Genomic DNA, 23,679 nt, shown 5'->3' on the forward strand with positions numbered 1-23,679 from the left:
TTTCATGGCTTCTTCAGGACTGAAGCAACGGCGCAGTGGCTTTGCTTATGTCATCCTGGCGTCGCTGGCGTTTCACCTCTGTCTCTACGCCGTCTTCGCGCCGCTCGCCGATAACGCGCCTCTTCCCGTTATTCCCGCCGACCCGGCCATAACCGTCGAGATCCTGACGGAAGCGGCAGAGAAGCCACACACGAAGCCACGAACCGATAGCGCGGAGGAGCATATACCTTCGCGGGATTCGGTAGAAAATGACGCTGATGCGAACCGCGATCAGCCCGAACCCGAAACGAAGCATTCCACACTGCAGGATAAGGAGGCAGCGCCTGCCGTCCCCGCAGCTGTTACCGAAGAACAGACTATGGTTGTCGCCCGGAGCTTCTATTCAGCACAGATTCTGGACGATCCCCGCAGTCGCGGTGCGCGCGCGGCGCTGAAATCGCTGGAGACATCCGAAAAGATCATCCAGACCTGCAATCTCGAGGCCATGGCACAGATCGAACACTGGAACCGCACCTACCATCCGGACATGGTCATCGCTTACACGTTCGAGAGTCCGCGTATTGCCGGCGCCTCGATCGAAGCCAGGGGCGCCACGTTTCGCAGCCGCCACAGCTGGTACAATCTGCGTTACAGTTGCACGATGACCGCCGCGCTCGACAGCGTATCGCGCTTTTCATTTTCTGTCGGCGAGGCGATTGCGCCGGAAGAATGGGCGCAGAACAACCTCACCGACGAGGGTGACGGAGAGGGAGCGGATTGAACGAAACAGCGGTGGCGATCAGTTCTGCGCGTTGTCCGGCGGCGGAACTTCGGAGTTCTGCTTGCACTCTTTCAGCCAGACGTCGTAGATCGGATGCTCAACGGCATTGAGGCCCGGGCTGTCGGCAAACATCCAGCCGGAAAAGATGCGGCGGATCTTGCGATCGAGCGTGATCTCGTCGACTTCGACGAAAGCGTCGATCTTCTGCGCTTCGGTTTCATCGCGGGAATAACAGACCTTCGGCGTTACCTGCAGGGCACCGAACTGCACGGTTTCGTCAATGTAGACGTCGAAGGTGGTGATGCGGCCGGTGATCTTGTCGATCCCGGAAAACACGGCGACCGTGTTGGAAATACGCGCCGCATGGCTGCTCGCTGCGGGAAGAAACAGACCCGAAGCGACCGTCATCACTGCAATCAATGACACACGCCAAGAACGATCTTGCGTGAAAAGACCCATATTCTCCCGTCTCCAGCATATGCCAACCCCAAACGATCGGCTTTGGAGCTAAACCCCAAATGTGGCCAAAACCGGGGTCAGTTCCCCGGGGTCCAGGCGTCGTAGTCGCCGGTAACGCGCGGCCGTTCGCCGGGAACGGCCAGCGAGCCCGGCGGACGGTAGGCCTGCGGCGTGCCGGTCAGATTGGCGCGGTGCTGCTTCTGCCAGTCGCGGGCGACGTAGTTTTCCTTGCTCGGGGGAACGTCGGTGCGGTGGTGCATCCAGCCGTGCCAGCCAGGCGGGATCGCCGAGGCTTCTGCATAACCGTTGTAGATCACCCAGCGGCGCGTGCGGCCCTCGGAATCCTTGCCGCCCTGGTAATAGACATTGCCGAATTCGTCCTGGCCGACGCGTTCGCCGTGACGCCAGGTGTGGAACCGCGTGCCGATGGTCTGGCCGCTCCACCAGGTGAAAATCTGCAACAGGAGATTCTTCATGTCTTTTCCTTCGGCTTCGCAAAAACGCTTAAAGCGCGCGAAATCTGTTCCTTCGCTTATGCCGCCTGAGGCCGGAATTGTCTAGTGATTCCCGCCGCTGGTCCGCGTCATTTCTCCGCTACTGCGACGTCAAATCGCCGCGCCTCGGCTTACAATATCTTCCTTAAAATAGCGTGGCAGCCGCAAGCCCGGTCATGGAAAACAAGCGACGCGGGGCGTTGTCAAAGCCCAAGCGGCTTTTCGAGAACCACCGTCAGCGGAGCGGGATCGCCGGCAACCTCGATGCGGTCGATCTCGCGCATGCCATGCGCGTGGAAGAAAGCGATAGCGCCGGCATTGCGGAAATCGATCTCCAGCCGGAGGATTTCCGCATCGGGGAAGCAGGTCTCGATTTCCGCAAACAGGTCGCGCCCAACACCCTGCCGCTGGTGGGAGGGATGCACGTAAAGCTGGCGGATGACCGCCGTCTTGGCAAGTCGGTCGGACATTCCGGCAAACGCCATGCCGCCGATCTTGCGGCCGTCGTCGGCGACGAGGAACTCGCCACCCTTTTCGCGCAGAGCGGCCTTCAGCGCCGCCGGCGAAGCGATGGCGGTTGCCATCGCCTCCACCTCGTCGGCGCTGTAGAGCGTGTTGTAGGTGGCGTGCAGCGTTTCCGTCAGCAGCGTGCCCACCTGCGCCAGATCGCGCTCGCCACCGGTGCGGACGAAAAACACCGCTTTACTCCTCGATGCCGAGTTTGGCCTTGACCAGCGCCTGCACCGCCTGCGGATTGGCCTTGCCGCCGGTCGCCTTCATCACCTGGCCGACGAACCAGCCGGCAAGCGTCGGCTTGGCCTGGACCTTGGCGACCTGGTCCGGATTGGCGGCGATGATCTCGTCGACGGCCTTTTCGATCGCCCCGGTATCGGTGACCTGCTTCATGCCGCGGGCCTCGACGATTTCCGCCGGGTCGCCGCCTTCGGCGAGCACGATCTCGAACAGGTCCTTGGCGATCTTGCCGGAAATGGTTTCGGCCTTGATCAGATCGATGATGCCGCCAAGCTGGGCAGGAGAAACCGGAGTCTCTTCAATATCTTTGCCGATTTTGTTCAAGGCGCCCAAGAGGTCGTTGATAACCCAGTTTGCGGCGATCTTGCCGTCGCGGCCTTCGGCAACGGCTTCGAAATAATCGGCAATCGCCTTTTCCGATACCAGCACCGAGGCGTCGTAGACCGAGAGACCGAGTTCACGCACGAACCGCGTCTTCTTGTCGTCGGGCAGTTCCGGCAGATGCTTTTCCAGCCCGGCGACGAAGGCGTCGTCGAATTCCAGCGGCAGCAGGTCGGGATCGGGGAAATAGCGATAGTCGTGCGCATCTTCCTTGGAGCGCATCGACCGCGTCTCGCCCTTGTTCGGATCGAACAGGCGGGTTTCCTGGTCGATGCTGCCGCCGTCCTCCAGGATTCCGATCTGGCGGCGCGCCTCGTATTCGATCGCCTGGCCGATGAAGCGGATGGAATTGACGTTCTTGATCTCGCAACGCGTGCCGAAGGCCTCGCCGGGGCGGCGGACGGAAACGTTGACGTCGGCGCGCATCGAGCCTTCATCCATGTTGCCGTCGCAGGTGCCGAGGTAACGTACGATCGAGCGCAGCTTCGTCATGTAGGCTTTCGCCTCGTCGGACGAGCGCATGTCGGGCTTGGAGACGATTTCCATCAGCGCCACGCCGGAGCGGTTCAGGTCGACATAAGACATGGTGGCGTGCTGGTCGTGCATCGACTTGCCGGCATCCTGCTCCAGGTGCAGGCGTTCGATGCCGATTTCGATGTCTTCGAAATTGCCCTGGCGATCGGGGCCGAGCGAGATGACGATCTTGCCTTCGCCGACGATCGGATCCTTGAACTGCGAGATCTGGTAGCCCTGCGGCAGGTCGGGATAAAAATAGTTCTTGCGGTCGAAGACCGAACGCTTGTTGATCTGCGCCTTGAGGCCGAGACCGGTGCGCACCGCCTGGCGGACACATTCCTCGTTGATGACCGGCAGCATGCCGGGCATGGCGGCATCGACGAGCGACACGTTGGAATTGGCAGGCTTGCCGAACTCGGTCGAGGCCCCGGAGAAGAGCTTGGACTTGCTCAGGACCTGCGCATGGACTTCCATGCCGATGATGACTTCCCAGTCGCCAGTGGCACCGGGAATAAAGCGCTTCGGATCGGGTGTGCGGACGTCAACAAGGGTCATCTTACGCTCGTGATAGGCTGTTTTTTCAGATCCGTGAGGTAGAGCAATTGCGTTGGCGGCGCAAGGCTTCTGACGGCAAACCGGGTGAGAAGGCGGTGGCGCAAGGCTCAGAACCCCGGCCCATAGGTATCCGGCTCCTCGACGGCGAAATATTTGACAAGGCCGACCGTCTCGACATCGCGATCGAGCTTCGGGGAATAGACGAAAGACAGCCATTGAACCGAATAACCGCGCGCGGTGAAAAAACGCACCGCCTGTTCGTTACGGGCATGCGTCTGCAGGCAAGCCTTGTCAAAACCCCTGCTGCGGATTTCTTCCTCGACGACGTCCAGCAGCGCCTTTCCCAGCCCCTGGCCCTCCTGGCTCGGGTCGATCCAGAAATCGGTGATGTTTTCGTCAAGCATTTCGCGGGCAGCCCAACCGACGGGGACGCCATGACGTTCGACGACGGTGATGGTGCGCCAGGAGCCGCGGGTGAAGTTGGTAAAGGCGCTCTCGGCGCCCTTCTCCATCGCCTCGATGTCCCCGACGCTCAGCATCGCCCTGCCCCACGCCCTGATGCCGATCTCGGCCAGAAGGCTCGCTTCGTCGTCGTGTGCATGGCGAATGTTGATCATGGGCACCCCTTTGTTATTCCAGCATTAAACCATCCACATTTCGGTTTTTCCAGCAGCGGCGCGGAATTTCGACAGTCCGCCGCTGCCGGCAACCGGCGCCATCAACGCGTGCTTGACCTGACACGGCCAAACTTCTAGAAAAACATGTCCATTCACGGAGCTTTGATGTTCTCGCCTGAGACCCGGTAAAGGCCCCTGCTCGCGGTATTCTGCGGGCACGGGCCCGAAAAACGAAATCCCTGACGTTTGCAAAAACGCCAGATCGTTTTTCTGCGCCATTACGGCGCCTGTTCGGATCTCACATCAATGGATATTTCCCGCGCAGAACAGCGCATCCTGCATCTCATGGCCCAGGGCGGCCGAATCGAAATCGAACGCGACGACCGCAAGAAGGTCGAAACCGTCAGTTGCTTCACGCGTGACGGCTGGCTTTATCCGGATATCGACATGGCGCTGTTCAGGAAGCTGAAACGGCTGAAAGCCATCCGCTCGTCGGGCGGACAACCCTATCGCATCACCGACAAGGGTTTGCGGCTGGTACGTGCGCAACTCGACAATCGCTGAAGCGGTAAAGGCGCCGCCGGTTTCCCGGCGGCGCCCCGTTCATTCGCCGCGCAACTTGACGATGTCGTTCATCAATCCGCCCGTACCGTTGTGGATGGTCAGGCGCTCGACCTTGCCGGCGATGGCTTCCAGAGCTTCCAGTTCCTTCAGCCGCAGCATCACCGGGTTCTCGGCCATCACCTTTGCCGTGTTGAGCAGCGAACGGGTGGCGTTCGTTTCCTCGCGGCGGCGGATGACGTTGGCCTCGGCCTGCTTCTCGGCCGCGACCACCTGGTTGAGGATCTCGCGCATCTCGCCCGGCAGGATCACATCCTTGAGCTCGATGCCGAGGATCTCCAGGCCGATCTCCGCCATATCAGCGCGCACCTTGTCGGTCGCCTCGGCATGCACGGAAACGCTGCGCTCGAGGATCTGGTCGAGCGTCATCGTGCCCAGCGTCCGGCGGAAGGCGAATTGCAGGGCGCGGTAAAGCGCATCCGCAAAATCCTTCACCGACGTCACGGCCTTCACCGGATCGACCACACGGTATTCCGCCGTGATGTTGACGCGGATGGTTACGCGGTCACGGGTCAGCAACTCCTGCCCCGCGACATCGAGCGACTGCCGCTTCAGGTCGACGGCCTTGACCTGGACGCTGCGACCGACGTTCCAGAAGCCGTGCAGACCCGGCTGCAACAGGCGCTGGTAGATCCCGTCGATGAACAGCAGACCGACCTGGCCGTCCTGCACGGTGCTGTTGGTCAGCAGTTCCGCGCGGCGGGCGGCGACCAGCCGGCGCACCAGCGCCGGATCGACCGAAAGATCGCCGGTGACGTCGAAGCGCGTTTCCTTCCACGGTCCGGCGTCGTTCCAGACGGTCATCTTCTGGTTCGGCGCAAACACCGTGTAGATCTGGCCGTCGCGCTCCAGCACCATCACCTCACCGGTTCCGGTGCGGTACGCCGTCAGATGATGCGCCGCCACGTCCGGCAACCTGTCGAACAATGCCTTTTCGTAGGCCGAGGTGAACGTGACGGAGGCAAGGTCGTGGCGGATCACCTCGAGGTCACCGCCGCGCCGCGGCAGCATGTGCTCGCCCGGTCCGTAGATCCCGAGGATCCGGCCCTTGTGCAAGACAACAACCCGTTCGTTTTCCTTCACCAGGACGCGCTGGCGCCCCAAAATCAATTCAAGAATGCTCGTCATCGTTCCTACTCCTCGGCATGGCTCACGGCATGAACCGATCTTCCTTTCTTTCTCTTTTCCTGGTCCGGACGCATGTGATCCGGAAACCGGTGGCAGGACAAACCCGTGGGCCGGCGGGAGCGGATCGTACGGCGTCACGGCGGGCGCGGGAGAAAACTCCGTTGCCGGCCGTCACGCGGCTTGATCCTCACCGCCGGACGGCGGGCAGTCCCGGCATCGAACTCCAGGTTCCGCCTTTCGGCTTTCCCAAAACTCTCCGCATGCCGGTTTCCGGACCGTATTGAACAGCGTGGTGGCTGGTGCTGGTGTTACCCAGCTTTGAGAAGGATTCGAACCTTCAACAATCAGATTAACAGTCTGATGCTCTCACCCATCGAGCTATCCCTGGAGCATACAGTAGGAATCGAACCTACGACCTCCGGACAAGGTCCGGCGCTCTACCGCTGAGCTAGGTCCGCAAAGACGTCCGGTGCGTCATCCGTACACAGGACGGCAAAGCCGCCTGCGCGGGAGGAGGTTTTGATCTCATCCGTTGATGTGCGCACCCTGCCTATACGCAGCGCCACGCGGCTTTATTCTGGCTCCGGGAAAGATTTGTCGCGACATCGCGAATATGTTGCCGTCCGGCAACACCGGATCAACCGAGCGGTCGCTCCAACAGGATGCGCCGGATGGGAAGGCCCAATGTCTCCGAAAAGGTATCTCCGCGCCACATTTCCGCAAAGCCGCGCTTCAGGTAGAGGCGATGCGCCTTGTGATTGGCCTCGACGACCTCGATGGTCGCCGTCTCGATCGTTTCTGCGCGCATGCGCGACAGCAATTCGTCAATGATAGCCGTACCGATACCTTTTCCCTGCCAGAGCGGGGCAGTCCAGAGATCGGATATGTAGTTCCAGGGCTGCGAGCGGTCGCCCGGGTGATCGCGACTGTCGCGTGCGCCCCAGCCTGCAATCTCATCCGTGACCTGGCAGACGACGACGTCCGCCTGCGGATCATCGGCAAATTTGCGGAAGGCGTCATGGACCCGGCGCTCGACGGCGGGCTCGAACCATTCGGGGTGGAACCGGTCCTCCACCCAGGATTCATAACCGATGCGGGCGACCGCATCGGCGTCTTCCGGCATCATGGTGCGAAGGAAAAACCCTTCGCTCACCACCACTTGTCCGGCGAGAAGCGGCCGGCGGCCTGCTCGATGACATGCGCGGTCCTGAACAGGGTCTCTTCCTCGAACGGCTTGCCGATGAGCTGCAGGCCGAGCGGCAGGCCCTTGTGGTCGAGGCCGGCGGGAACGGCGATGCCCGGCAGGCCGGCCATGTTCACCGTTACCGTGAAGATGTCGTTCAGGTACATCTTCACCGGATCGGATGCGAGGTCCTCGTCGGCGACGCCAAAGGCGGACGACGGTGTGGCCGGCGTCAGGATGGCATCGACGCCCGCATGGAAAGCCAGTTCGAAGTCGCGCTTGATCAGCGTGCGAACCTTCTGGGCGCGCAGGTAATAGGCGTCGTAATAACCGGCCGACAGCACGTAGGTGCCGATCATGATGCGGCGCTTGACTTCCTTGCCGAAACCGGCGGCGCGGGTCTTCTCATAGAGATCGACGATGTCCTTGCCGTCGAGACGCAGGCCGTAACGCACGCCGTCGTAGCGCGCGAGATTCGACGAGGCTTCGGCGGGAGCGACGATGTAGTAGGCCGGCAGGGCATACTTGGTATGCGGCAGCGAGATGTCGACGATCTCGGCGCCGGCGTCCTTCAGCCAGGCGATGCCCTGTTGCCAGAGCGTTTCGATTTCTTCCGGCATGCCGTCGACGCGATATTCGTTGGGAATGCCGATCTTCATGCCCTTGAGCGACTGGCCGAGCGAGGCTTCGTAATCCGGCACCGGCAGGTCCACCGACGTGGTGTCCTTGGCATCGACGCTTGCCATCGACTTCAGCAGGATGGCGGCGTCGCGCACGTCGCGGGCGATCGGGCCGGCCTGGTCGAGCGACGAGGCGAAGGCGACGACGCCCCAGCGCGAGCAGCGGCCATAGGTCGGCTTGATGCCGACGGTGCCGGTGAAGGCGGCCGGCTGGCGGATCGAGCCGCCGGTATCCGTGGCGGTGGCGCCGGCGCAGAGGAAGGCGGCGACGGCAGCGGCCGAACCGCCCGACGAGCCGCCCGGCACGAGCTGCTGGTTGGAGCCCTTGGCGCGCCACGGGTTGATGACCGGGCCGTAATAGGAGGTTTCGTTGGAGGAGCCCATGGCGAACTCGTCCATGTTCAGCTTGCCGAGCATGACGGCGCCGTCATTCCAGAGGTTCTGGGTGACGGTCGATTCGTAATGCGGCTTGAAGCCGTCGAGGATGTGACTGCAGGCCTGGGTGTGGATGCCTTCGGTGCCGAACAGGTCCTTGATGCCGAGCGGGATGCCTTCGAGAGCGCCGGCCTTGCCGCTGGCTATGCGCGCGTCGGACACTTCCGCCATCTGCAATGCCTTTTCCGGCGTTACCTTGACATAGGCATTGATCTTGTCGTTTGCCGCCTCGATCGCCGAGACATAGGCTTCGGTCAGTTCGGTCGCTTTGATCTCCTTGGCAAGGAGCTTTTCGCGCGCTTCGGCAATGGTCAGGCGGATGAGGTCGGTCATGGGAGTCGAGCTTTCGGAGTAGCGGGCGTTTTTCGGCGGAACAGGTCGGCTTATTCGACCACTTTCGGCACCAGGAAGAAATTCTGGTCGGTGACCGGCGCATTGGCGACGATGTCGGCGGCCTTGTTGCCGTCGGTCACCGCGTCGATACGCTTCTTCATTGCCATCGGGGTTACCGAGGTCATAGCCTCGACGCCGTCGACATCGACTTCGGACAATTGCTCCACAAAGCCCAGGATACCGTTCAGCTCGCCCACAATGCGATCAGCCTCTTCTTCGCTGACGGCGATACGGGCAAGGCGCGCAACACGCTTCACGGTGGCGAGGTCTACGGACATCGATTTTCTCCGGTTCATAAGATGCCGTAAATTCCAAACGGCATCTTGTTTTCCCCCGCTATAAATGCCCAGCCGCGCCCGCGCAACGGGGATTTGTCAGAGAGACAGGCTCACACCGGCCTTCGGCGTCTCCACCTTCGTCTTGGCGCCATCCATGCCGGCGACGAATTTTTCCGGCGTCTGGTCGATGATTCCGAACGAGCCGTAGTGGCAGGGAATGGCCGTCTGGAACGAGAAGAAGCGCTGGCAGGCAAGCGCGGCCACGGCACCGCCCATGGTGAACCGGTCGCCGATCGGCACCAGGCCGATCTCCGGCTGGTGCAACTCGTTGATCAGGCCCATGTCGGAGAAGATGTCGGTATCGCCCATGTGGAACAGCGTCGGCTCGTCGTCGAAATGCAGCATCAGGCCGTTGGCATTGCCGAGCGCATGCGAAACGCCGTCCTCGGTGATCTGCGCCGACGAATGCAGCGCATTGGTGAAGGTGACGGTAAAACCGCCGAAACCGATGGTGCCGCCGGTATTGCCCATCTCGATCTTCGGGACGCCCTTCGAGCCGAGCCAGGAAGCGAGGTCGGCATTGGCGAGCACCGTCGCACCGGTTTCACCGGCAAGTGCGATCGTATCGCCGACATGGTCGCCGTGGCCGTGGGTCAGGAGGATATGAGTGATGCCGGCAGCTGCCTCCTTGGCGTCAAGACCGCCGAAACCCGGATTGCCGCTGAAGAAGGGATCGATCAGAATACTTGCCTTGGCAATGTCGAGACGAAAGGCCGAATGGCCGAGCCATGTGATCTTCATGGGGTACTCCTTTGGATTCTCTGGAAGAATATGACATAGGTGGATATACGCAAATGACAGTGAGTGTGAATTGGAAATGACCATGGCGACTGACGATGACGAATATGTGTATGACGAAGCGACCGGCGAATGGCGGCCGGCTTCCGAACTTGCCGCCGCGGCGGCGAAGGAGGCGCTTGTCTACGACAGTGCCGGCAACGTGCTCGCCGACGGCGATTCGGTGACGCTGATCAAGGATCTCAAGGTCAAGGGCGCCGGCACGACGCTGAAGCAGGGCACGGTGATCAAATCGATCCGCCTGACCGACAACAAGGACGAGATCGACTGCAAGCACGACGCCATCAAAGGCCTCGTCCTGCGCACCGAATTCGTGCGCAAGCGCTGAGCACCGGCGTATGGCGACACTGACCATCGAAGACCTGGCCGGCATTCTGACCCGCGGCCAGGCCGTCGCCGGCCTCGATCTCGGCACCAAGACGATCGGGCTGGCGGTCTCGGACATCGGGCGGCGATTCGCCAGCCCGCGGCCGGTAATCAAGCGGGTGAAATTCACCCGGGATGCCGAGGTGCTGCTCGATTTCGCCGCTCGCGAAAAGATCGTGGCTTTCATCATCGGCCTGCCCGTCAACATGGACGGCAGTGCCGGGCCGCGCGTCCAGGCGACACGCGCCTTCGTTCGGTCGATGAGCGAAAAGACCGCCCTGCCCTTCGTCTACTGGGATGAACGGCTCTCGACCGTCGCAGCCGAGCGCGCGCTTCTGGAAATGGACGTGTCACGCAAGAAGCGGGCAGAACGCATCGATTCGGCCGCCGCCAGTTTCATCCTTCAGGGCGCGCTCGACAGGCTGTCGTCCCTGGAAAGGGCCGCCTCCGACGACGCCGGATGACGGCGTCGCCACCAGGCGGCGATCGCCTTGCGGCGACGAAAGCCGATGATGGCGAAGACAACGAGGCTGTCGACGACGATGGCGCGGGCAACGAGCGGCGGAATGGTTTCCGGCGGAATGCCGAGCACGTTGCCGTAGATCTGGAAGACGAGGTCATGCGCCTTGCGGGTCAGCATGAAGATGCCGAAGCTCATGTCGTAATAGGATAGGCCGTACCAGCTGCCGAGCAGCAGGATCGGCCCGGCCCATAGGATCAGAAACCACTTCATGCGGTTTCCTCCTTCCATCCGCCCTCGCCGGATAACAAAAGCCCGTTGACCAGCGCCATGACGCCCAGAACCGTTGCCGGCACGGCGATATCGAGAGCGAGCGCTGCAAAAAACATCATCATGATGAACAGCAACGCAAATCTTGCCAAACGGCTCCGCATGGAATGTCCGGTCGTTAAAATTATCGTTAACCGGACCTTGGCGCGTTAACCCTTTTTTCGCAACGTAAACCCTTTGTTAAGGTTAACGGCGTGGCGGCGAAGCTGTGGATGGCTTGCGGGACACCACCGATGTGTATAGTTTTCCCAACTCATACACATCGGAGATGGTGATGCGTACGAATGTCGATATAGATGACGACCTGATGCGCGAGGCGATGGAAGCCAGCGGCCTGCCGACGAAAAAGGCAGCGATCGAGGCGGCGCTGAAGGAGATGATCCGCCGCCATGCCCAGCGCCAGGCTCTGGATGAGCTCTGGGGTATCGGCTGGGACGGAGATCTCGAAGTGATGCGCGACGAGACAAAGCTCGGCAAGACGGGATGATCGTCGTCGACAGCTCCGTCTGGATCGCCTATTTCCGGGCGATGGATACGGCAGCGACACGGTTTTTGCGGATGAGCGGCCAGGAACATCTGATCGTCGTCGGCGACCTTGTGCTGCTGGAGTTGCTGCAGGGCGCCCGTGACGATCACCATGCCCGTTTTATCGAAGCGCGACTGCGCCAGTTTTCGATCCGGCCGATGGTCGATGCAGATCTTGCCGTCGCCGCTGCCCGCAACTATCGCCTGCTTCGCGAAAAAGGTTTGACCATCCGCAAGACGATCGACCTGATCATCGGCACCTACTGCATCCGCAATGGTTACGGCCTGTTGCACGACGACAGGGATTTTTCGCCGATGGCCCAGCACCTCGGCCTCCGGATCGTCACGCCGTAGGACCACGATTCTCGGAAAATCGGCGCGTTACGCCGCCGGCGGATACAACAGATCGACGATATGGCCCGCGTCGAAGCGGGAATCGAGCATGCCGTAGGTCGAGCGCCAGCCGGCAGCAAGCCGTGTTTCCAGGAAGGCATCGGCGATGCGGCCGGCGCCGAGGCGGTACAGTTCCGCAGCGGCGGCGGCCAGCGCCAGCTGTTCGATCAGCAGGCGCCCTGCCCCCTCGTCGCGCTCGCACAGCGCCATGGCGGCGCGCAGCACCTCGACCGTCTTGCGTCCCGACGGACCGATATCGCGGGCAATGCCGGCAAAAACCGTTTCGAAGAGGTCGCGGCCGCGGCTCAGCACCCGCAGCACGTCGAGCGCCATGACATTGCCCGAGCCTTCCCAGATGGCATTGACGGGCGCCTCGCGGTAATGCCGGGCGATCGGCCGTTCCTCGATGTAGCCGCTGCCGCCGATGCATTCCATCGCCTCGTAGATCAAGGCCGGCGCGATCTTGCAGCACCAGTATTTCGTCACCGGCGTCATGACGCGGGCATAGGCCGCATCCTCGGCGCTGTCGCGCGCCCGGTCGAAGGCATCGGAAAGACGAAACGCGAGCGCGGTGGCGGCGGCGACGTCGAGCGCCATGTCGGCCAGAACCCGGGTCATGATCGGCTGGCTGACCAGCATCTTGCCGAAAACGCTGCGGCCGCGAGTATGATGCACGGCTTCGGCCAAGGAGGCGCGCATGATGCCGGCGGAGGCCAGCGCGCAATCGAGCCGCGTCAGCGTCACCATGTCGAGAATGGTGCGCACGCCGGCATCCGGCTCGCCGAGCAGGAAACCGAAGGTATCGGTGAATTCCACCTCAGACGACGCATTGGAACGGTTGCCGATCTTGTCCTTGAGGCGCTGGAACTGCAGGCCGTTGCCCGACCCGTCTTCCAGTAACCGCGGCACCAGGAAGCAGCCGAGGCCCTCGCGCGTCTTCGCCAGCATGACGAAGGCATCGCTCATCGGCGCCGACATGAACCATTTGTGGCCGGAGAGACGGTAAATGCCCTCGCCGACACGCTCGGCGACAGAGCGATTGGCGCGCACATCCGTGCCGCCCTGCTTTTCCGTCATGCCCATGCCGATGGTGACGGCGGTCTTCTGCATCGCCGGCTTGTTGGCCGAATCATATTTCCGCGACAGGATTTTTGGCGCCCATTCCTTTTGCACCGCCGGCGATGCCATCAAGGCGGCTACGGAAGCGCTGGTCATCGTCAGCGGGCAGAGATGGCCGCATTCTGCCTGCGCCGTCAGGTAGAAGCGCGTGGCGCGCAGCTTGTGCGCCTTGCCCTTGGCCTCCGGATCGGCCTGGCTGTCCCACAGCGAGGAATGCAGGCCGTTCGCCATCGAACGGCGCATCAGCGCATGCCAGGCGGGATGGAACTCCACGACGTCGAGCCGTTCGCCGCGCGGTCCGTGGGTGCGCAGCTTCGGCACGCCTTCATTCGCCATGCGCGCCAGATCCTGCACTTCCGGCGAGGTGACGTAACGGCCGATCGCATCGAATTCGTCGCGCACGCCGCGCGGCAGGGTGGCGGTCATATCCACCAGCAGCGGGTCGAGCCGATAGGCGTTGACGCCGGACCAGGGTTTCGGCTGGTTCAGTTCGGCGAGTTTTTCTTCCGTCCGGCTCATCTTGGTCATGGGGTCTTCTGTTCCTGTCCGCATCCCTGCGTCTAGTGCGATTTGTTTAAGAATGTTTTGGGGATCGCATTGCACTGGGGATCACACGCCAATCCTCATAGCAGAAGCTTGCCCGCCGTGCCGCCAGTCTTTATAGACCGCCTGAACATTGCCCGGAGGCGCCTCATGGTCTTTTTTCCCCACCGCCACCTCATCGGTATCAAGGGTCTCAGCCAGCAGGATATCGGTTATCTTCTCGACAAGGCCGATGAAGCCGTGAAGATCAGCCGGCAGCGGGAAAAGAAAACCTCGACCCTGCGCGGCCTCACCCAGATCAACCTGTTCTTCGAAGCCTCGACGCGCACTCAATCGTCTTTCGAGCTGGCAGGCAAGCGCCTCGGCGCCGACGTTATGAACATGTCGGTCGGCAATTCCTCGGTGAAGAAGGGCGAAACCCTGATCGACACGGCGATGACGCTGAACGCCATGCATCCGGACGTGCTGGTGGTGCGCCATTCCTCCGCTGGTGCTGCCGCGCTTCTGGCGCAAAAGGTCTCCTGCTCGGTGATCAATGCCGGCGACGGCGCCCACGAGCACCCGACGCAGGCGCTGCTCGATGCGCTCACCATCCGCCGCGCCAAGGGCAAGCTGGCGCGCATCATCGTCGCCATCTGCGGCGACGTGCTGCATTCGCGCGTGGCCCGCTCCAATATCCTGCTGCTCAACGCCATGGGTGCGCGCGTGCGCGTCGTCGGCCCGGCGACGCTGCTGCCGGCCGGCATCGCCGACATGAGCGTCGAGGTCTATCACTCGATGGAGGAAGGCCTGAAGGATGCCGACGTGGTGATGATGCTGCGCCTGCAGCGCGAGCGCATGTCCGGCTCCTTCGTGCCGTCGGTGCGGGAATATTTCCATTATTACGGCCTCGATGCCGAGAAGCTGAAATATGCCAAGGAAGACGCGCTGGTGATGCATCCGGGGCCGATGAACCGCGGCGTCGAGATCGCCTCCGAGATCGCCGACGGGCCGCAGAGCGTCATCGAGCAACAGGTGGAAATGGGGGTCGCCGTGCGCATGGCCGTCATGGAAGCCCTGCTGCTGTCGCAGAACAACGGAGAACGGGCATGAGCACGACCACCGTCCTGAAAAACGCCCGCATCATCGACCCCTCGCGCAACCTCGACGAGGTCGGCACGATCGTCATCGAAAACGGCCGGATTGCGGCCGCGGGTGCCGCGGCGCAGAACCAGGGCGTGCCGGAAGGTGCGACGGTGCGCGATTGCAGCGGTCTCGTCGCCGTGCCGGGCCTGGTCGATGCCCGCGTCTATGTCGGCGAACCCGGCGCCGAACATCGCGAGACCATCGCCTCGGCCAGCCGTGCGGCGGCGGCGGGCGGCGTCACCTCCTTCATCATGATGCCGGATACCGATCCGGTCATCGACGACATCGCGCTCGTGGAGTTCGTGCTCAGGACGGCGCGCGACAAGGCGGTGGTCAACGTCTATCCGGCCGCGGCCCTCACCAAGGGGCTTGCCGGCGAAGAGATGACCGAGTTCGGCCTCTTGATGGAATCGGGCGCCGTCGCCTTCACCAACGGCCGCAAGTCGGTGCACGACACATTGGTGCTGCGCCGGGCGATGACCTATGCCCGCGAATTCGGCGCCGTCATCGCGCTCGAAAGCCGCGACAAATATCTCGGCGCCAACGGCGTGATGAACGAGGGGCTGTTTGCCAGCTGGCTCGGCCTCTCCGGCGTGCCGAAGGAAGCGGAAATCATCCCGCTGGAGCGCGACCTGCGCATCGCGGCGCTGACGCGCGCCAAATATCATGCCGCCAAGATCTCCGTGCCCGAATCAGCCGAGGCGATCCGGACGGCGCGCCGGCGCGGCGCCGACGTCACCTGCGGCATCTCGATCAACCACCTTTCGCTCAACGAGAACGACATCGGCGAATACCGCACCTTCTTCAAGCTGTCGCCGCCGCTGCGTTCGGAAGACGACCGCAGCGCCATGGTCGATGCGCTGGCCGATGGCACGATCGACATCATCGTCTCCTCGCACGATCCGCAGGACGTCGACACCAAGCGGCTGCCGTTTGCCGATGCCGAAGACGGTGCCGTCGGCCTGGAAACCATGCTGGCCGCAGCCCTGCGCTTGCATCATAACGGCCGCGTGCCGCTTGCCCGGCTGATTTCCGCCATGTCGACCCGGCCGGCAGAAATCTTCGGTCTCGATGCCGGCACGCTGAAGCCCGGCGCCAAGGCGGATATAACGCTGATCGACCTCGACGAACCCTGGCTGGTCGCCAAGGAACAGCTGCTGTCGCGCTCCAAGAATACGCCGTTCGACGACGCGCGCTTCAGCGGCAGGGCGGTTGCCACCTATGTGGCGGGCAAGCAGGTTTTCGGGGTATGAGAATTCCAGGCTGAGGCTTGGCGGTTGCCGCTTTGCCCCTAACCCTCTCCGTGCCTGCGGGGAGAAGATGCCGGCAGGCAGATGCGGGGCTGTCGCGAATAAGCAGGTGACGGTGGTCGCGAGCCGTTGGACGTCGCGATACGAATACGGGGAGCGAGACGCAATGACCGAAATTTTGATCTGGCAGATCACCCTGCCGCTGGCGCTGGCCTCCCTGCTGCTCGGCTACCTGCTCGGCTCCATTCCCTTCGGCCTGCTTCTGACACGGGCCGCCGGGCTGGGTGACGTCCGCAAGATCGGCTCCGGCAATATCGGCGCCACCAACGTGCTGCGCACCGGCAACCGCAAGCTGGCGCTCGCCACCTTACTGCTCGACGCCTTCAAGGGCACGGCGGCGGTGCTGCTCGCCGATGCGGCCTTTGGCGCCGAGGCCGGCCTGATCGCCGGCTTCGCCGCTTTCCTCGGCCACCTCTTCCCCGTATGGCTCGGCTTCAAGGGCGGCAAGGGCGTGGCGACCTATATCGGCATCCTGCTCGGCCTAGCACCGTGGATGGTGCTGGTCTTCGCGGCCATCTGGCTGACGATCGCTTTCCTTAGCCGCTATTCTTCTCTGTCCGCTCTGGTTGCAACCCTTGTCATTCCGGTTGCATTGTGGATACTGGGGGCTGAAAAAGTGGCACTCGTTCTGGCGTTGATGACCATCATAACCTGGTGGAAACACAAGCCCAACATCGAGCGGCTGATACTCGGCACCGAAAGCAAGATCGGAAAGAAGGGATAAATGTCCAACAGCGGCGCAAGGAAGACGGGAATTGCGCTGACGGACAAACAAAGGATCGCCTGGCTGCGGTTGATCCGCACCGAAAAAGTCGGTCCCGCCACCTTTCGCGACCTCATCAATCATTGCGGATCGGCGGAACTGGCGCTGGAAATGCTGCCGGACCTTTCGCGCCGGGGCGGCGCCGCCCGTCCCATGCGGATCGCAACCGTCGATGAGGCCGAACGCGAACTGGCGGTCGCCCGCAAATTCGGCGCCGCCTTCGTCGGCATCGGCGAACCGGACTATCCCCCTGCCCTGCGCCAGATCGACGGCGCCCCTCCTCTTCTCGCCGTCAAGGGCGATCTCTCGACTGCCGTCCTGCCCGCCGTCGGCATTGTCGGCTCGCGCAATGCCTCGATCAGCGGCGCCAAGTTTGCGGCGATGATCGCCAGGGATACCGGGCGGGCGGGTTATGCCGTCATTTCCGGCCTGGCGCGCGGCATCGACACCGCCGCCCACCGCGCCAGCCTGGAAACCGGCACGATCGCCGCCATGGCCGGCGGGCTCGACCAGCCCTATCCGCCCGAAAACATCGGCCTGCTGCAGGAAATCTGTGACGGACGCGGATTGGCGATCAGCGAAATGCCATTCGGATGGGAGCCGCGGGCACGCGATTTTCCGCGGCGCAACCGGCTGATCGCCGGCGTCGCGCTGGGGGTGGTGGTGGTCGAGGCCGCAAGCCGCTCCGGTTCGCTGATCACCGCCCGGCTGGCCGGCGAGTTCGGGCGGCTGGTGTTTGCCGTACCAGGCTCACCGCTGGACCCCCGCTGCCACGGCACCAACGGATTGTTGAAGGACGGGGCAATCGTCACGACGGAGGCCGCGGATGTGCTGAATGCACTGTCGCCGATCTCGCAAATCGATCTGTTTTCCGATCCCTCCGTCCGGGAGCCGCCCTACGAAAGCGAAAGGCCGATGCTCCTGCCGCCCGGGGAAGAGGAGCGCGACCGCATCATCGATGCGCTCGGCCCGACACCGGTCGAGATCGACGACATCATCCGCCATACGCAAATTCAGCCGGCGACCGTCTACCTGGTCTTGCTGGAACTGGATCTTGCCGGACGGCTGCATCGCCATGCCGGCGGCCTGGTATCATTGGCGATGCCGGATTGAACGGCGGCCAGCCTGGATATCGCCGGCCTCCATATAGGCCATTTCGATGAAGTAGCATAACGTCTCGGCGCCCTCGCTCTGGGCGACCTGACGCAACTCGCCGAGCATCTGCCGGATATAGGCGATGTTCTGCCTCCAAGCTTCACCATCATCGGCCTGTGCTGTCTTGGGGGTCATTTCCACTCTCGCCTTCGTGAGAACCGATATTAGATTAGCGGAACCGGAAAAACCTGTTCGATTCCATGTGGTATGGAAGATAGATCAATTATCTCAAATTGCAATAACTGTCGAAGCTCTCAATGGTTGTATTTTGGTGTGCAGCCCGTAAACGGCATATAAATTGCCCTAAGCCTCTTGACCGCGACGAAATCACTGTCCATGTCGGAAATCCGGAAAACCGCGCTCCTTCCCTCCATGAGTTCCGGTTTCATGGCGCAATCATACTGTTTTAGAGATCCGTGATGAATGTTGTTGTGGTAGAATCGCCGGCCAAGGCCAAGACGATCAACAAGTATCTTGGCCCCGGCTACAAGGTTCTGGCGTCCTTCGGCCATGTCCGCGACCTGCCTGCCAAGGACGGCTCGGTGCTTCCCGACCAGGATTTCGAGATGCTCTGGGAGGTGGACGGCGCTTCGGCCAAACGCATCAAGGATATTGCAGATGCGGTGAAATCCTCCGACGGCCTGTTTCTGGCGACCGACCCGGATCGCGAAGGCGAAGCCATTTCCTGGCACGTTCTCGACCTGCTGAAGAAAAAGAAGGTGCTCGGCGACAAGCCGGTCAAACGCGTCGTCTTCAACGCCATCACCAAGAAGGCCGTGCTCGATGCCATGGCGCAGCCGCGCGACATCGATGTGCCGCTGGTCGATGCCTATCTCGCCCGCCGCGCCCTCGATTATCTCGTCGGCTTCAATCTGTCGCCCGTTCTGTGGCGCAAGCTGCCGGGTGCCCGTTCGGCCGGCCGGGTGCAATCGGTTGCGCTTCGCCTGGTCTGCGACCGCGAGTCGGAAATCGAGCGTTTCGTTTCGGAAGAATACTGGCAGATCTCGGCGCTTTTGAAGACGCCGCGCGGCGACGAGTTCGAGGCCAGGCTGGTTTCCGCGGACGGCAAGCGCCTGCAGCCGCGCGCCATCGGCAACGGCGAGGAGGCCAACCGGCTGAAGTCGCTTCTGGAAGGCGCAAGCTACGTCGTGGAAAGCGTCGAGGCCAAGCCGGTCAAGCGCAACCCCTCGCCGCCCTTTACCACCTCGACGCTGCAGCAGGCCGCCTCCTCCAAGCTCGGCTTCTCGGCGTCGCGCACCATGCAGGTGGCGCAGAAGCTCTATGAAGGCACCGATATTGGCGGCGAGACGGTCGGTCTCATCACCTATATGCGTACCGACGGCGTGCAGATGGCGCCGGAAGCGATCGATGCCGCTCGCCATGCCATCGGCGAGCAGTTCGGTGCCCGTTACCTGCCGGAAAAGCCGCGTCTCTATTCCACCAAGGCGAAGAACGCCCAGGAAGCCCACGAAGCCATTCGCCCGACGGATTTCAATCGCACGCCGGATTCGGTGCGCCGCTACCTCGATGACGACCAGCTTCGCCTCTACGACCTCGTCTGGAAGCGTGGTATCGCCAGCCAGATGGCGTCCGCCGAAATCGAGCGCACCACCGTCGAAATCCTCGCCGACAATGGCGAGCAGAAGGCCGGCCTGCGCGCCGTCGGTTCCGTCATTCGCTTCGACGGTTTCATCGCCGCTTATACCGACCAGAAGGAAGACGGCGAACAGGCCGACGACAGCGAGGACGGCGGCCGCCTGCCGGAGATCAACGCCCGCGAAAAGCTGGTGAAGAACAAGGTCAACGCCACCCAGCACTTCACAGAACCCCCGCCACGTTATTCCGAAGCTTCGCTGATCAAGAAGATGGAAGAGCTCGGCATCGGCCGCCCCTCCACCTATGCCGCGACGCTGGCGACACTGCGCGACCGCGACTATGTGACGATCGACAAGCGCAAGCTCATGCCGCAGGCCAAGGGCCGGTTGGTGACGGCTTTCCTCGAAAGCTTCTTCAACCGCTATGTCGAATATGATTTCACCGCCGATCTCGAAGAAAAGCTCGACCGCATTTCCGCCGGCGAACTGAACTGGAAGGATGTGTTGCGCGATTTCTGGCGCGATTTCTTCGCCCAGATCGAGGACACCAAGGAACTGCGCGTCACCAACGTTCTCGACGCACTGAACGAGATGCTGGCGCCGCTGGTGTTCCCGAAGCGCGAGGACGGCTCCGATCCGCGCGTCTGCCAGGTGTGCGGCACCGGCCAGCTGTCATTGAAGCTCGGCAAGTACGGCGCCTTCGTCGGCTGCTCGAACTATCCGGACTGCAACTACACCCGCCAGCTATCGTCGGAAAACGGCGGCGAGGCGGATGCGGCGGCACTCAACGAACCCAAGGCGCTCGGCAAGGATCCGCTCACCGGCGAGGAGATCACCTTGCGCAGCGGCAGGTTCGGTCCCTATATACAGCGCGGCGACGGCAAGGAGGCGAAACGTTCTTCCCTGCCGAAAGGCTGGACGCCGGCGACCATCGATTACGAAAAGGCCCTGGCGCTGCTGTCGCTTCCGCGCGATGTCGGCCCCCACCCCGAAACCGGCAAGATGATTTCGACCGGCATCGGCCGCTACGGTCCCTTCGTGCTGCATGACGGCACCTATGCCAACCTCGAAGGAGTCGAGGACGTGTTCACCATCGGCCTCAACCGTGCCGTGACCGTGCTTGCCGACAAGCAGACCAAGGGTGCGGGCGGTCGTGGCCGCGCGACGCCTGCGGCGCTCAAGGAACTGGGCGACCATCCCGACGGCGGCGCCATCACCGTGCGCGACGGCCGTTACGGCCCCTATGTCAACTGGGGCAAGGTCAACGCCACCCTGCCGAAGGGCAAGGATCCGCAATCGGTGACGGTCGAGGACGCGCTGGCGCTGATCGTCGAAAAGGGCGGCAAGCCTTCCGGCAAGTCCGCCAAGGCGAAGGCCCCTGCCAAGACGGCAAAAGCCAAGGCCTCCGCCGAGACGAGCGAAACAAAGAAGGCCGCCAAGCCAAAGGCTGCGGCAAAACCGAAGGCCAAGACGGCCTCGAAGACAAAGAAGAGTTAAATGACGAATAGAGAACCGCGCGGCAAGGCAGCACAGACCGGCAAACGGGCTGGCAGGGCCGCCCGCGCGGAGACTGCAAGAAGCGACGACAGCATCATTCAGGGCGTGCTGCCGCCGCGGGACGTGATCCTGCGTTTCATCGCCGACCATCCCGAAAAAGCATCCAAACGCGAACTGGCCAAGGCCTTCGGCCTGAAAGGCGAAAGCCGCGTCGAGCTCAAGAACCTGCTGCGTTCGCTCGAAGAGGACGGCCTCGTCCAGAAGAACCGCAAATCCCTGATCCGCCCCGGCGCCCTGCCGCCCGTTACCGTGATCGACATCACCACCCGCGACAAGGACGGCGAACTGATCGGCCGGCCGGCCGAGTGGCCGGAGGACGCCGGTGTCGCACCGGCGGTGCTGATCCGCCAATCCTCCGAAAAGCGCGGCAAGGGCAAGACGCCGGCCGCCGGCCTCGGCGACCGCATCCTGGCGAAGATCTTCCCGGCGAGCGAACGCGGCGGGCCGGCCTATACGGCGCGCATCATCAAGGTCATCGACAAGCGCATGAACGCCGTGCTCGGCGTGTTCCGCGAGACGCCCGGCGGCGGTGGACGGCTGATGCCGATCGAAAAGCGCGGCGAGGAAATGGTCATCGATCCGGACTCGACCGGCGAAGCCAGGGACGGCGATCTCGTCGAGGTCGAAGTGGCGCGGCTCGGCCGTTTCGGCCTGCCGCGGGCGAAGGTCCTGACGGTGGTCGGTTCCGTCGCCTCGGAAAAGGCGATCTCGATGATCGCCATCTATGCGCACGGCATCCCCTACATCTTCCCGCCGCCCGTCGAGGCCGAGGCAGAAGCCGCCAAGGCCGCGACCATGGCGAGCCGCGAGGACTGGCGCACGCTGCCGCTGATCACCATCGACCCGGCCGACGCCAAGGACCATGACGACGCCGTCTATGCCGAAGCCGATCCTTCGCCGGACAATGTCGGCGGCGTCGTCGTCACGGTGGCGATCGCCGATGTCTCCTGGTACGTCAGGCCTGGCTCGCCGCTCGACCGCGAGGCGCTGAAGCGCGGCAATTCCGTGTATTTCCCGGATCGCGTCGTGCCGATGCTGCCCGAGCGCATCTCCAACGATCTCTGCTCGCTGAAGGAAGGCGTCGACCGGCCGGCACTCGCCGTGCGGATGGCCTTTTCTTCCGAAGGCCGCAAGATCGGCCACACCTTCCATCGCATCATGATGAAGAGTGCGGCCAAACTCTCCTACAGCCAGGCCCAGGCGGCCATCGACGGCGCTCCCGACGACAAGACCGGCCCGCTGCTCGAGCCGATCCTGAAGCCGCTATGGCACGCCTACCACGTGATGAAGCGCGGCCGCGACCGGCGCCAGCCGCTGGAACTCGACATGCCGGAGCGCAAGATCCTGCTCAAGCCCGACGGCACGGTGGACCGCGTCGTCGTGCCGCCGCGGCTCGATGCCCACAAGCTGATCGAGGAGATGATGATCCAGGCGAACGTCGCCGCCGCCGAGACGCTGGAGAAGAAGCGCCAGCCGCTGATCTACCGCATCCACGACGCGCCGTCGCTTGCCAAGCAGGAGACGCTGCGGGAGTTCCTGGCGACGCTCGGCATTCCGCTCGCCAAGGGCGGCAATGTGCGCGCCAACTCCTTCAACGGCGTCCTCGCCAAGGCGGAAGACACGCCGCACCAGACCATGGTCAACGAGATGGTGCTACGCTCCCAGAGCCAGGCGATCTACAGCCCCGACAATATCGGCCATTTCGGCCTCAACCTGATGAAGTACGCCCATTTCACCTCGCCGATCCGCCGTTATGCCGACCTGATCGTGCATCGTGCCCTGGTGGGGTCGCTCGGCTTCGGCGAAGGCGGGATCACGCCGGACGAGGAGGCGTCGCTCGACGATATCGCCGCGGAAATCTCGACCTTCGAGCGCCGCGCCATGGCGGCCGAACGCGAGACGGTCGACCGGCTGATCGCCCATCATCTCGTCGGTCGAATCGGCGAGGAATTTGCCGGCCGCGTGCAGGGTGTCACCAAATCGGGGCTGTTCATCAGCCTGCCGGATTACGGCGCCGACGGCTTCGTGCCGATCTCGACCCTCGGCAACGACTATTTCATCTACGACGAGGCGCACCAGGCGCTGTCGGGCGAGCGCACCGGTCTCGGCTATCGCCTCGGCGATGAGGTGCAGGTGCGCCTGGCCGAAGCGGTGCCGCTCGCCGGCGCCCTGCGGTTCGAGATGCTGAGCGAGGGGCGCAAGATGCCGACGGCGGTGCGTTCGTTCCACAAGACATCGCGGCGTGGTGCCGGGCAACGCAAGCAGCCGGGCACCCGTCCGCCGCGCGGTCGCCGCTAAGGCAATCGCAAAAGACGCTTTCAGGAAGG

At 62.9% G+C, this 23,679-nt stretch carries 27 protein-coding genes and 1 tRNA gene; 12 read left to right on the forward strand and 16 right to left on the reverse strand.

Features of this window, described 5'->3' with window-relative positions; genetic code table 11:
- Positions 1-4 precede the first annotated feature (4 nt).
- Complete coding sequence (locus tag DEM27_RS28875) at positions 5-760, forward strand: DUF930 domain-containing protein (protein WP_109461714.1); 756 nt, start codon at positions 5-7, stop codon at positions 758-760.
- A gap of 18 nt (positions 761-778) precedes the next feature.
- Here DEM27_RS28875 and DEM27_RS28880 read toward each other — a convergent pair whose 3' ends face one another.
- From DEM27_RS28880 to DEM27_RS33725, 6 genes are all read right to left on the reverse strand, one after another.
- Complete coding sequence (locus DEM27_RS28880) at positions 779-1,219, reverse strand: DUF2155 domain-containing protein (RefSeq protein ID WP_109461715.1); 441 nt, start codon at positions 1,217-1,219, stop codon at positions 779-781.
- 77 nt (positions 1,220-1,296) lie between these two features.
- Positions 1,297-1,695 carry an NADH:ubiquinone oxidoreductase subunit NDUFA12 gene (locus DEM27_RS28885; protein WP_109461716.1) on the reverse strand — a complete coding sequence of 133 codons (399 nt, stop codon included), beginning with the start codon at positions 1,693-1,695 and terminating at the stop codon, positions 1,297-1,299.
- 221 nt (positions 1,696-1,916) lie between these two features.
- Positions 1,917-2,411, reverse strand: coding sequence for a GNAT family N-acetyltransferase (locus DEM27_RS28890; RefSeq protein WP_109461717.1), 495 nt, complete (start codon positions 2,409-2,411; stop codon positions 1,917-1,919).
- A 4-nt stretch (positions 2,412-2,415) separates the two neighbouring features.
- A complete protein-coding gene (gene gatB, locus DEM27_RS28895; RefSeq protein ID WP_109461718.1) occupies positions 2,416-3,918 on the reverse strand; it encodes an Asp-tRNA(Asn)/Glu-tRNA(Gln) amidotransferase subunit GatB in 1,503 nt (500 codons plus the stop codon).
- A 107-nt stretch (positions 3,919-4,025) separates the two neighbouring features.
- Entirely contained in the window at positions 4,026-4,535 is a 510-nt protein-coding gene (locus DEM27_RS28900; protein ID WP_109461719.1) for a GNAT family N-acetyltransferase, read from the reverse strand.
- A gap of 24 nt (positions 4,536-4,559) precedes the next feature.
- Entirely contained in the window at positions 4,560-4,814 is a 255-nt protein-coding gene (locus DEM27_RS33725; RefSeq protein ID WP_128755592.1) for a hypothetical protein, read from the reverse strand.
- A 27-nt stretch (positions 4,815-4,841) separates the two neighbouring features.
- On the opposite strand from DEM27_RS33725, the gene DEM27_RS28905 reads away from it, so the two are divergent.
- Positions 4,842-5,099 (forward strand): YjhX family toxin, encoded by a 258-nt coding sequence (locus tag DEM27_RS28905; RefSeq protein WP_109461797.1) that lies wholly within the window; start codon positions 4,842-4,844, stop codon positions 5,097-5,099.
- 39 nt (positions 5,100-5,138) lie between these two features.
- Here the strand turns inward: DEM27_RS28905 and DEM27_RS28910 are convergent, their stop codons facing one another.
- The 6 genes from DEM27_RS28910 to DEM27_RS28940 all read right to left on the reverse strand — a co-directional run bounded on the left by DEM27_RS28910 (position 5,139) and on the right by DEM27_RS28940 (position 10,054).
- Positions 5,139-6,284 carry a slipin family protein gene (locus DEM27_RS28910; RefSeq protein ID WP_109461720.1) on the reverse strand — a complete coding sequence of 382 codons (1,146 nt, stop codon included), beginning with the start codon at positions 6,282-6,284 and terminating at the stop codon, positions 5,139-5,141.
- Positions 6,285-6,601: 317 nt separating this feature from the next.
- Positions 6,602-6,666: transfer RNA gene (locus DEM27_RS28915), tRNA-Asn, on the reverse strand.
- Positions 6,667-6,921: 255 nt separating this feature from the next.
- A complete protein-coding gene (locus DEM27_RS28925) occupies positions 6,922-7,437 on the reverse strand; it encodes a GNAT family N-acetyltransferase (protein WP_109461721.1) in 516 nt (171 codons plus the stop codon).
- Entirely contained in the window at positions 7,434-8,915 is a 1,482-nt protein-coding gene (gene gatA / locus DEM27_RS28930) for an Asp-tRNA(Asn)/Glu-tRNA(Gln) amidotransferase subunit GatA (RefSeq protein WP_109461722.1), read from the reverse strand. Before gatA ends, DEM27_RS28925 begins: the two co-directional genes overlap by 4 nt.
- A 50-nt stretch (positions 8,916-8,965) precedes the next feature.
- On the reverse strand, positions 8,966-9,253 hold the full coding sequence (gene gatC, locus DEM27_RS28935) for an Asp-tRNA(Asn)/Glu-tRNA(Gln) amidotransferase subunit GatC (protein WP_109461723.1): 288 nt from the start codon (positions 9,251-9,253) through the stop codon (positions 8,966-8,968).
- A 96-nt stretch (positions 9,254-9,349) separates the two neighbouring features.
- The gene (locus tag DEM27_RS28940; RefSeq protein ID WP_109461724.1) at positions 9,350-10,054 is read right to left on the reverse strand and encodes a metal-dependent hydrolase; all 705 of its coding nucleotides are present in this window, start codon (positions 10,052-10,054) and stop codon (positions 9,350-9,352) included.
- Between the two features lie 76 nt (positions 10,055-10,130).
- Here DEM27_RS28940 and DEM27_RS28945 point away from each other — a divergent pair, with 76 nt between their 5' ends.
- Both DEM27_RS28945 and ruvX read left to right on the forward strand, forming a co-directional pair.
- Positions 10,131-10,439 carry a zinc ribbon domain-containing protein YjdM gene (locus DEM27_RS28945; protein ID WP_109461725.1) on the forward strand — a complete coding sequence of 103 codons (309 nt, stop codon included), beginning with the start codon at positions 10,131-10,133 and terminating at the stop codon, positions 10,437-10,439.
- A gap of 10 nt (positions 10,440-10,449) precedes the next feature.
- Positions 10,450-10,941 (forward strand): Holliday junction resolvase RuvX, encoded by a 492-nt coding sequence (ruvX, locus tag DEM27_RS28950; RefSeq protein ID WP_109461726.1) that lies wholly within the window; start codon positions 10,450-10,452, stop codon positions 10,939-10,941.
- Here the strand turns inward: ruvX and DEM27_RS28955 are convergent.
- Complete coding sequence (locus DEM27_RS28955; protein WP_109461727.1) at positions 10,881-11,210, reverse strand: DUF6105 family protein; 330 nt, start codon at positions 11,208-11,210, stop codon at positions 10,881-10,883. The genes ruvX and DEM27_RS28955 overlap by 61 nt on opposite strands.
- Complete coding sequence (locus tag DEM27_RS34225; RefSeq protein WP_165823665.1) at positions 11,207-11,371, reverse strand: hypothetical protein; 165 nt, start codon at positions 11,369-11,371, stop codon at positions 11,207-11,209. The genes DEM27_RS28955 and DEM27_RS34225 overlap by 4 nt, the downstream gene beginning before the upstream one ends.
- A 170-nt stretch (positions 11,372-11,541) precedes the next feature.
- On the opposite strand from DEM27_RS34225, the gene DEM27_RS28960 reads away from it, so the two are divergent.
- Together DEM27_RS28960 and vapC are read left to right on the forward strand one after the other, a co-directional pair.
- Entirely contained in the window at positions 11,542-11,754 is a 213-nt protein-coding gene (locus tag DEM27_RS28960; RefSeq protein ID WP_109461728.1) for a type II toxin-antitoxin system VapB family antitoxin, read from the forward strand.
- Positions 11,751-12,146, forward strand: a complete 396-nt coding sequence (gene vapC, locus DEM27_RS28965; RefSeq protein ID WP_109461729.1) for a type II toxin-antitoxin system VapC family toxin — start codon at positions 11,751-11,753, stop codon at positions 12,144-12,146. The genes DEM27_RS28960 and vapC overlap by 4 nt, the downstream gene beginning before the upstream one ends.
- A 27-nt stretch (positions 12,147-12,173) precedes the next feature.
- Here vapC and DEM27_RS28970 read toward each other — a convergent pair whose 3' ends face one another.
- Entirely contained in the window at positions 12,174-13,832 is a 1,659-nt protein-coding gene (locus DEM27_RS28970) for an acyl-CoA dehydrogenase family protein (RefSeq protein WP_109461730.1), read from the reverse strand.
- Between the two features lie 165 nt (positions 13,833-13,997).
- On the opposite strand from DEM27_RS28970, the gene DEM27_RS28975 reads away from it, so the two are divergent.
- The 4 genes from DEM27_RS28975 to dprA all read left to right on the forward strand — a co-directional run bounded on the left by DEM27_RS28975 (position 13,998) and on the right by dprA (position 18,158).
- Positions 13,998-14,939, forward strand: coding sequence for an aspartate carbamoyltransferase catalytic subunit (locus DEM27_RS28975; RefSeq protein WP_109461731.1), 942 nt, complete (start codon positions 13,998-14,000; stop codon positions 14,937-14,939).
- Positions 14,936-16,225, forward strand: coding sequence for a dihydroorotase (locus tag DEM27_RS28980; protein WP_109461732.1), 1,290 nt, complete (start codon positions 14,936-14,938; stop codon positions 16,223-16,225). The genes DEM27_RS28975 and DEM27_RS28980 overlap by 4 nt, the downstream gene beginning before the upstream one ends.
- A gap of 163 nt (positions 16,226-16,388) precedes the next feature.
- Complete coding sequence (gene plsY / locus DEM27_RS28985; protein WP_109461733.1) at positions 16,389-17,006, forward strand: glycerol-3-phosphate 1-O-acyltransferase PlsY; 618 nt, start codon at positions 16,389-16,391, stop codon at positions 17,004-17,006.
- Positions 17,007-18,158 carry a DNA-processing protein DprA gene (dprA, locus tag DEM27_RS28990; RefSeq protein WP_109461734.1) on the forward strand — a complete coding sequence of 384 codons (1,152 nt, stop codon included), beginning with the start codon at positions 17,007-17,009 and terminating at the stop codon, positions 18,156-18,158. It abuts the gene before it with no gap.
- Here dprA and DEM27_RS28995 read toward each other — a convergent pair.
- Positions 18,138-18,335, reverse strand: coding sequence for a hypothetical protein (locus DEM27_RS28995; protein WP_109461735.1), 198 nt, complete (start codon positions 18,333-18,335; stop codon positions 18,138-18,140). The two genes, dprA and DEM27_RS28995, sit on opposite strands and share 21 nt — an antisense overlap.
- A 284-nt stretch (positions 18,336-18,619) precedes the next feature.
- Between DEM27_RS28995 and topA the strand changes: the two genes are divergently transcribed.
- Together topA and rnr are read left to right on the forward strand one after the other, a co-directional pair.
- On the forward strand, positions 18,620-21,292 hold the full coding sequence (gene topA, locus DEM27_RS29000; protein ID WP_109461736.1) for a type I DNA topoisomerase: 2,673 nt from the start codon (positions 18,620-18,622) through the stop codon (positions 21,290-21,292).
- Complete coding sequence (rnr, locus tag DEM27_RS29005) at positions 21,293-23,650, forward strand: ribonuclease R (RefSeq protein ID WP_109461737.1); 2,358 nt, start codon at positions 21,293-21,295, stop codon at positions 23,648-23,650.
- Positions 23,651-23,679: the final 29 nt, after the last annotated feature.

The organism is Rhizobium album, assembly GCF_003122325.1.
Lineage (GTDB): Bacteria > Pseudomonadota > Alphaproteobacteria > Rhizobiales > Rhizobiaceae > Metarhizobium > Metarhizobium album.

Excerpts from the sequence above, each read along its gene's own strand:
- gatA (WP_109461722.1), bottom strand. The coding sequence starts at position 8,915 with ATGACCGACCTCATCCGCCTGACCATTGCCGAAGCGCGCGAAAAGCTC.
- gatB (WP_109461718.1), bottom strand. The coding sequence starts at position 3,918 with ATGACCCTTGTTGACGTCCGCACACCCGATCCGAAGCGCTTTATTCCC.
- vapC (WP_109461729.1), top strand. The coding sequence starts at position 11,751 with ATGATCGTCGTCGACAGCTCCGTCTGGATCGCCTATTTCCGGGCGATG.
- rnr (WP_109461737.1), top strand. The coding sequence starts at position 21,293 with ATGACGAATAGAGAACCGCGCGGCAAGGCAGCACAGACCGGCAAACGG.
- DEM27_RS34225 (WP_165823665.1), bottom strand. The coding sequence starts at position 11,371 with ATGCGGAGCCGTTTGGCAAGATTTGCGTTGCTGTTCATCATGATGATG.
- DEM27_RS28970 (WP_109461730.1), bottom strand. The coding sequence starts at position 13,832 with ATGACCAAGATGAGCCGGACGGAAGAAAAACTCGCCGAACTGAACCAG.
- DEM27_RS28905 (WP_109461797.1), top strand. The coding sequence starts at position 4,842 with ATGGATATTTCCCGCGCAGAACAGCGCATCCTGCATCTCATGGCCCAG.
- DEM27_RS28940 (WP_109461724.1), bottom strand. The coding sequence starts at position 10,054 with ATGAAGATCACATGGCTCGGCCATTCGGCCTTTCGTCTCGACATTGCC.
- DEM27_RS28910 (WP_109461720.1), bottom strand. The coding sequence starts at position 6,284 with ATGACGAGCATTCTTGAATTGATTTTGGGGCGCCAGCGCGTCCTGGTG.
- DEM27_RS28945 (WP_109461725.1), top strand. The coding sequence starts at position 10,131 with ATGACCATGGCGACTGACGATGACGAATATGTGTATGACGAAGCGACC.
- DEM27_RS28885 (WP_109461716.1), bottom strand. The coding sequence starts at position 1,695 with ATGAAGAATCTCCTGTTGCAGATTTTCACCTGGTGGAGCGGCCAGACC.
- DEM27_RS33725 (WP_128755592.1), bottom strand. The coding sequence starts at position 4,814 with ATGGCGCAGAAAAACGATCTGGCGTTTTTGCAAACGTCAGGGATTTCG.
- DEM27_RS28900 (WP_109461719.1), bottom strand. The coding sequence starts at position 4,535 with ATGATCAACATTCGCCATGCACACGACGACGAAGCGAGCCTTCTGGCC.
- topA (WP_109461736.1), top strand. The coding sequence starts at position 18,620 with ATGAATGTTGTTGTGGTAGAATCGCCGGCCAAGGCCAAGACGATCAAC.
- DEM27_RS28955 (WP_109461727.1), bottom strand. The coding sequence starts at position 11,210 with ATGAAGTGGTTTCTGATCCTATGGGCCGGGCCGATCCTGCTGCTCGGC.
- DEM27_RS28960 (WP_109461728.1), top strand. The coding sequence starts at position 11,542 with ATGCGTACGAATGTCGATATAGATGACGACCTGATGCGCGAGGCGATG.
- DEM27_RS28875 (WP_109461714.1), top strand. The coding sequence starts at position 5 with ATGGCTTCTTCAGGACTGAAGCAACGGCGCAGTGGCTTTGCTTATGTC.
- ruvX (WP_109461726.1), top strand. The coding sequence starts at position 10,450 with ATGGCGACACTGACCATCGAAGACCTGGCCGGCATTCTGACCCGCGGC.
- DEM27_RS28995 (WP_109461735.1), bottom strand. The coding sequence starts at position 18,335 with ATGACCCCCAAGACAGCACAGGCCGATGATGGTGAAGCTTGGAGGCAG.
- plsY (WP_109461733.1), top strand. The coding sequence starts at position 16,389 with ATGACCGAAATTTTGATCTGGCAGATCACCCTGCCGCTGGCGCTGGCC.
- gatC (WP_109461723.1), bottom strand. The coding sequence starts at position 9,253 with ATGTCCGTAGACCTCGCCACCGTGAAGCGTGTTGCGCGCCTTGCCCGT.
- DEM27_RS28980 (WP_109461732.1), top strand. The coding sequence starts at position 14,936 with ATGAGCACGACCACCGTCCTGAAAAACGCCCGCATCATCGACCCCTCG.
- DEM27_RS28975 (WP_109461731.1), top strand. The coding sequence starts at position 13,998 with ATGGTCTTTTTTCCCCACCGCCACCTCATCGGTATCAAGGGTCTCAGC.
- dprA (WP_109461734.1), top strand. The coding sequence starts at position 17,007 with ATGTCCAACAGCGGCGCAAGGAAGACGGGAATTGCGCTGACGGACAAA.
- DEM27_RS28880 (WP_109461715.1), bottom strand. The coding sequence starts at position 1,219 with ATGGGTCTTTTCACGCAAGATCGTTCTTGGCGTGTGTCATTGATTGCA.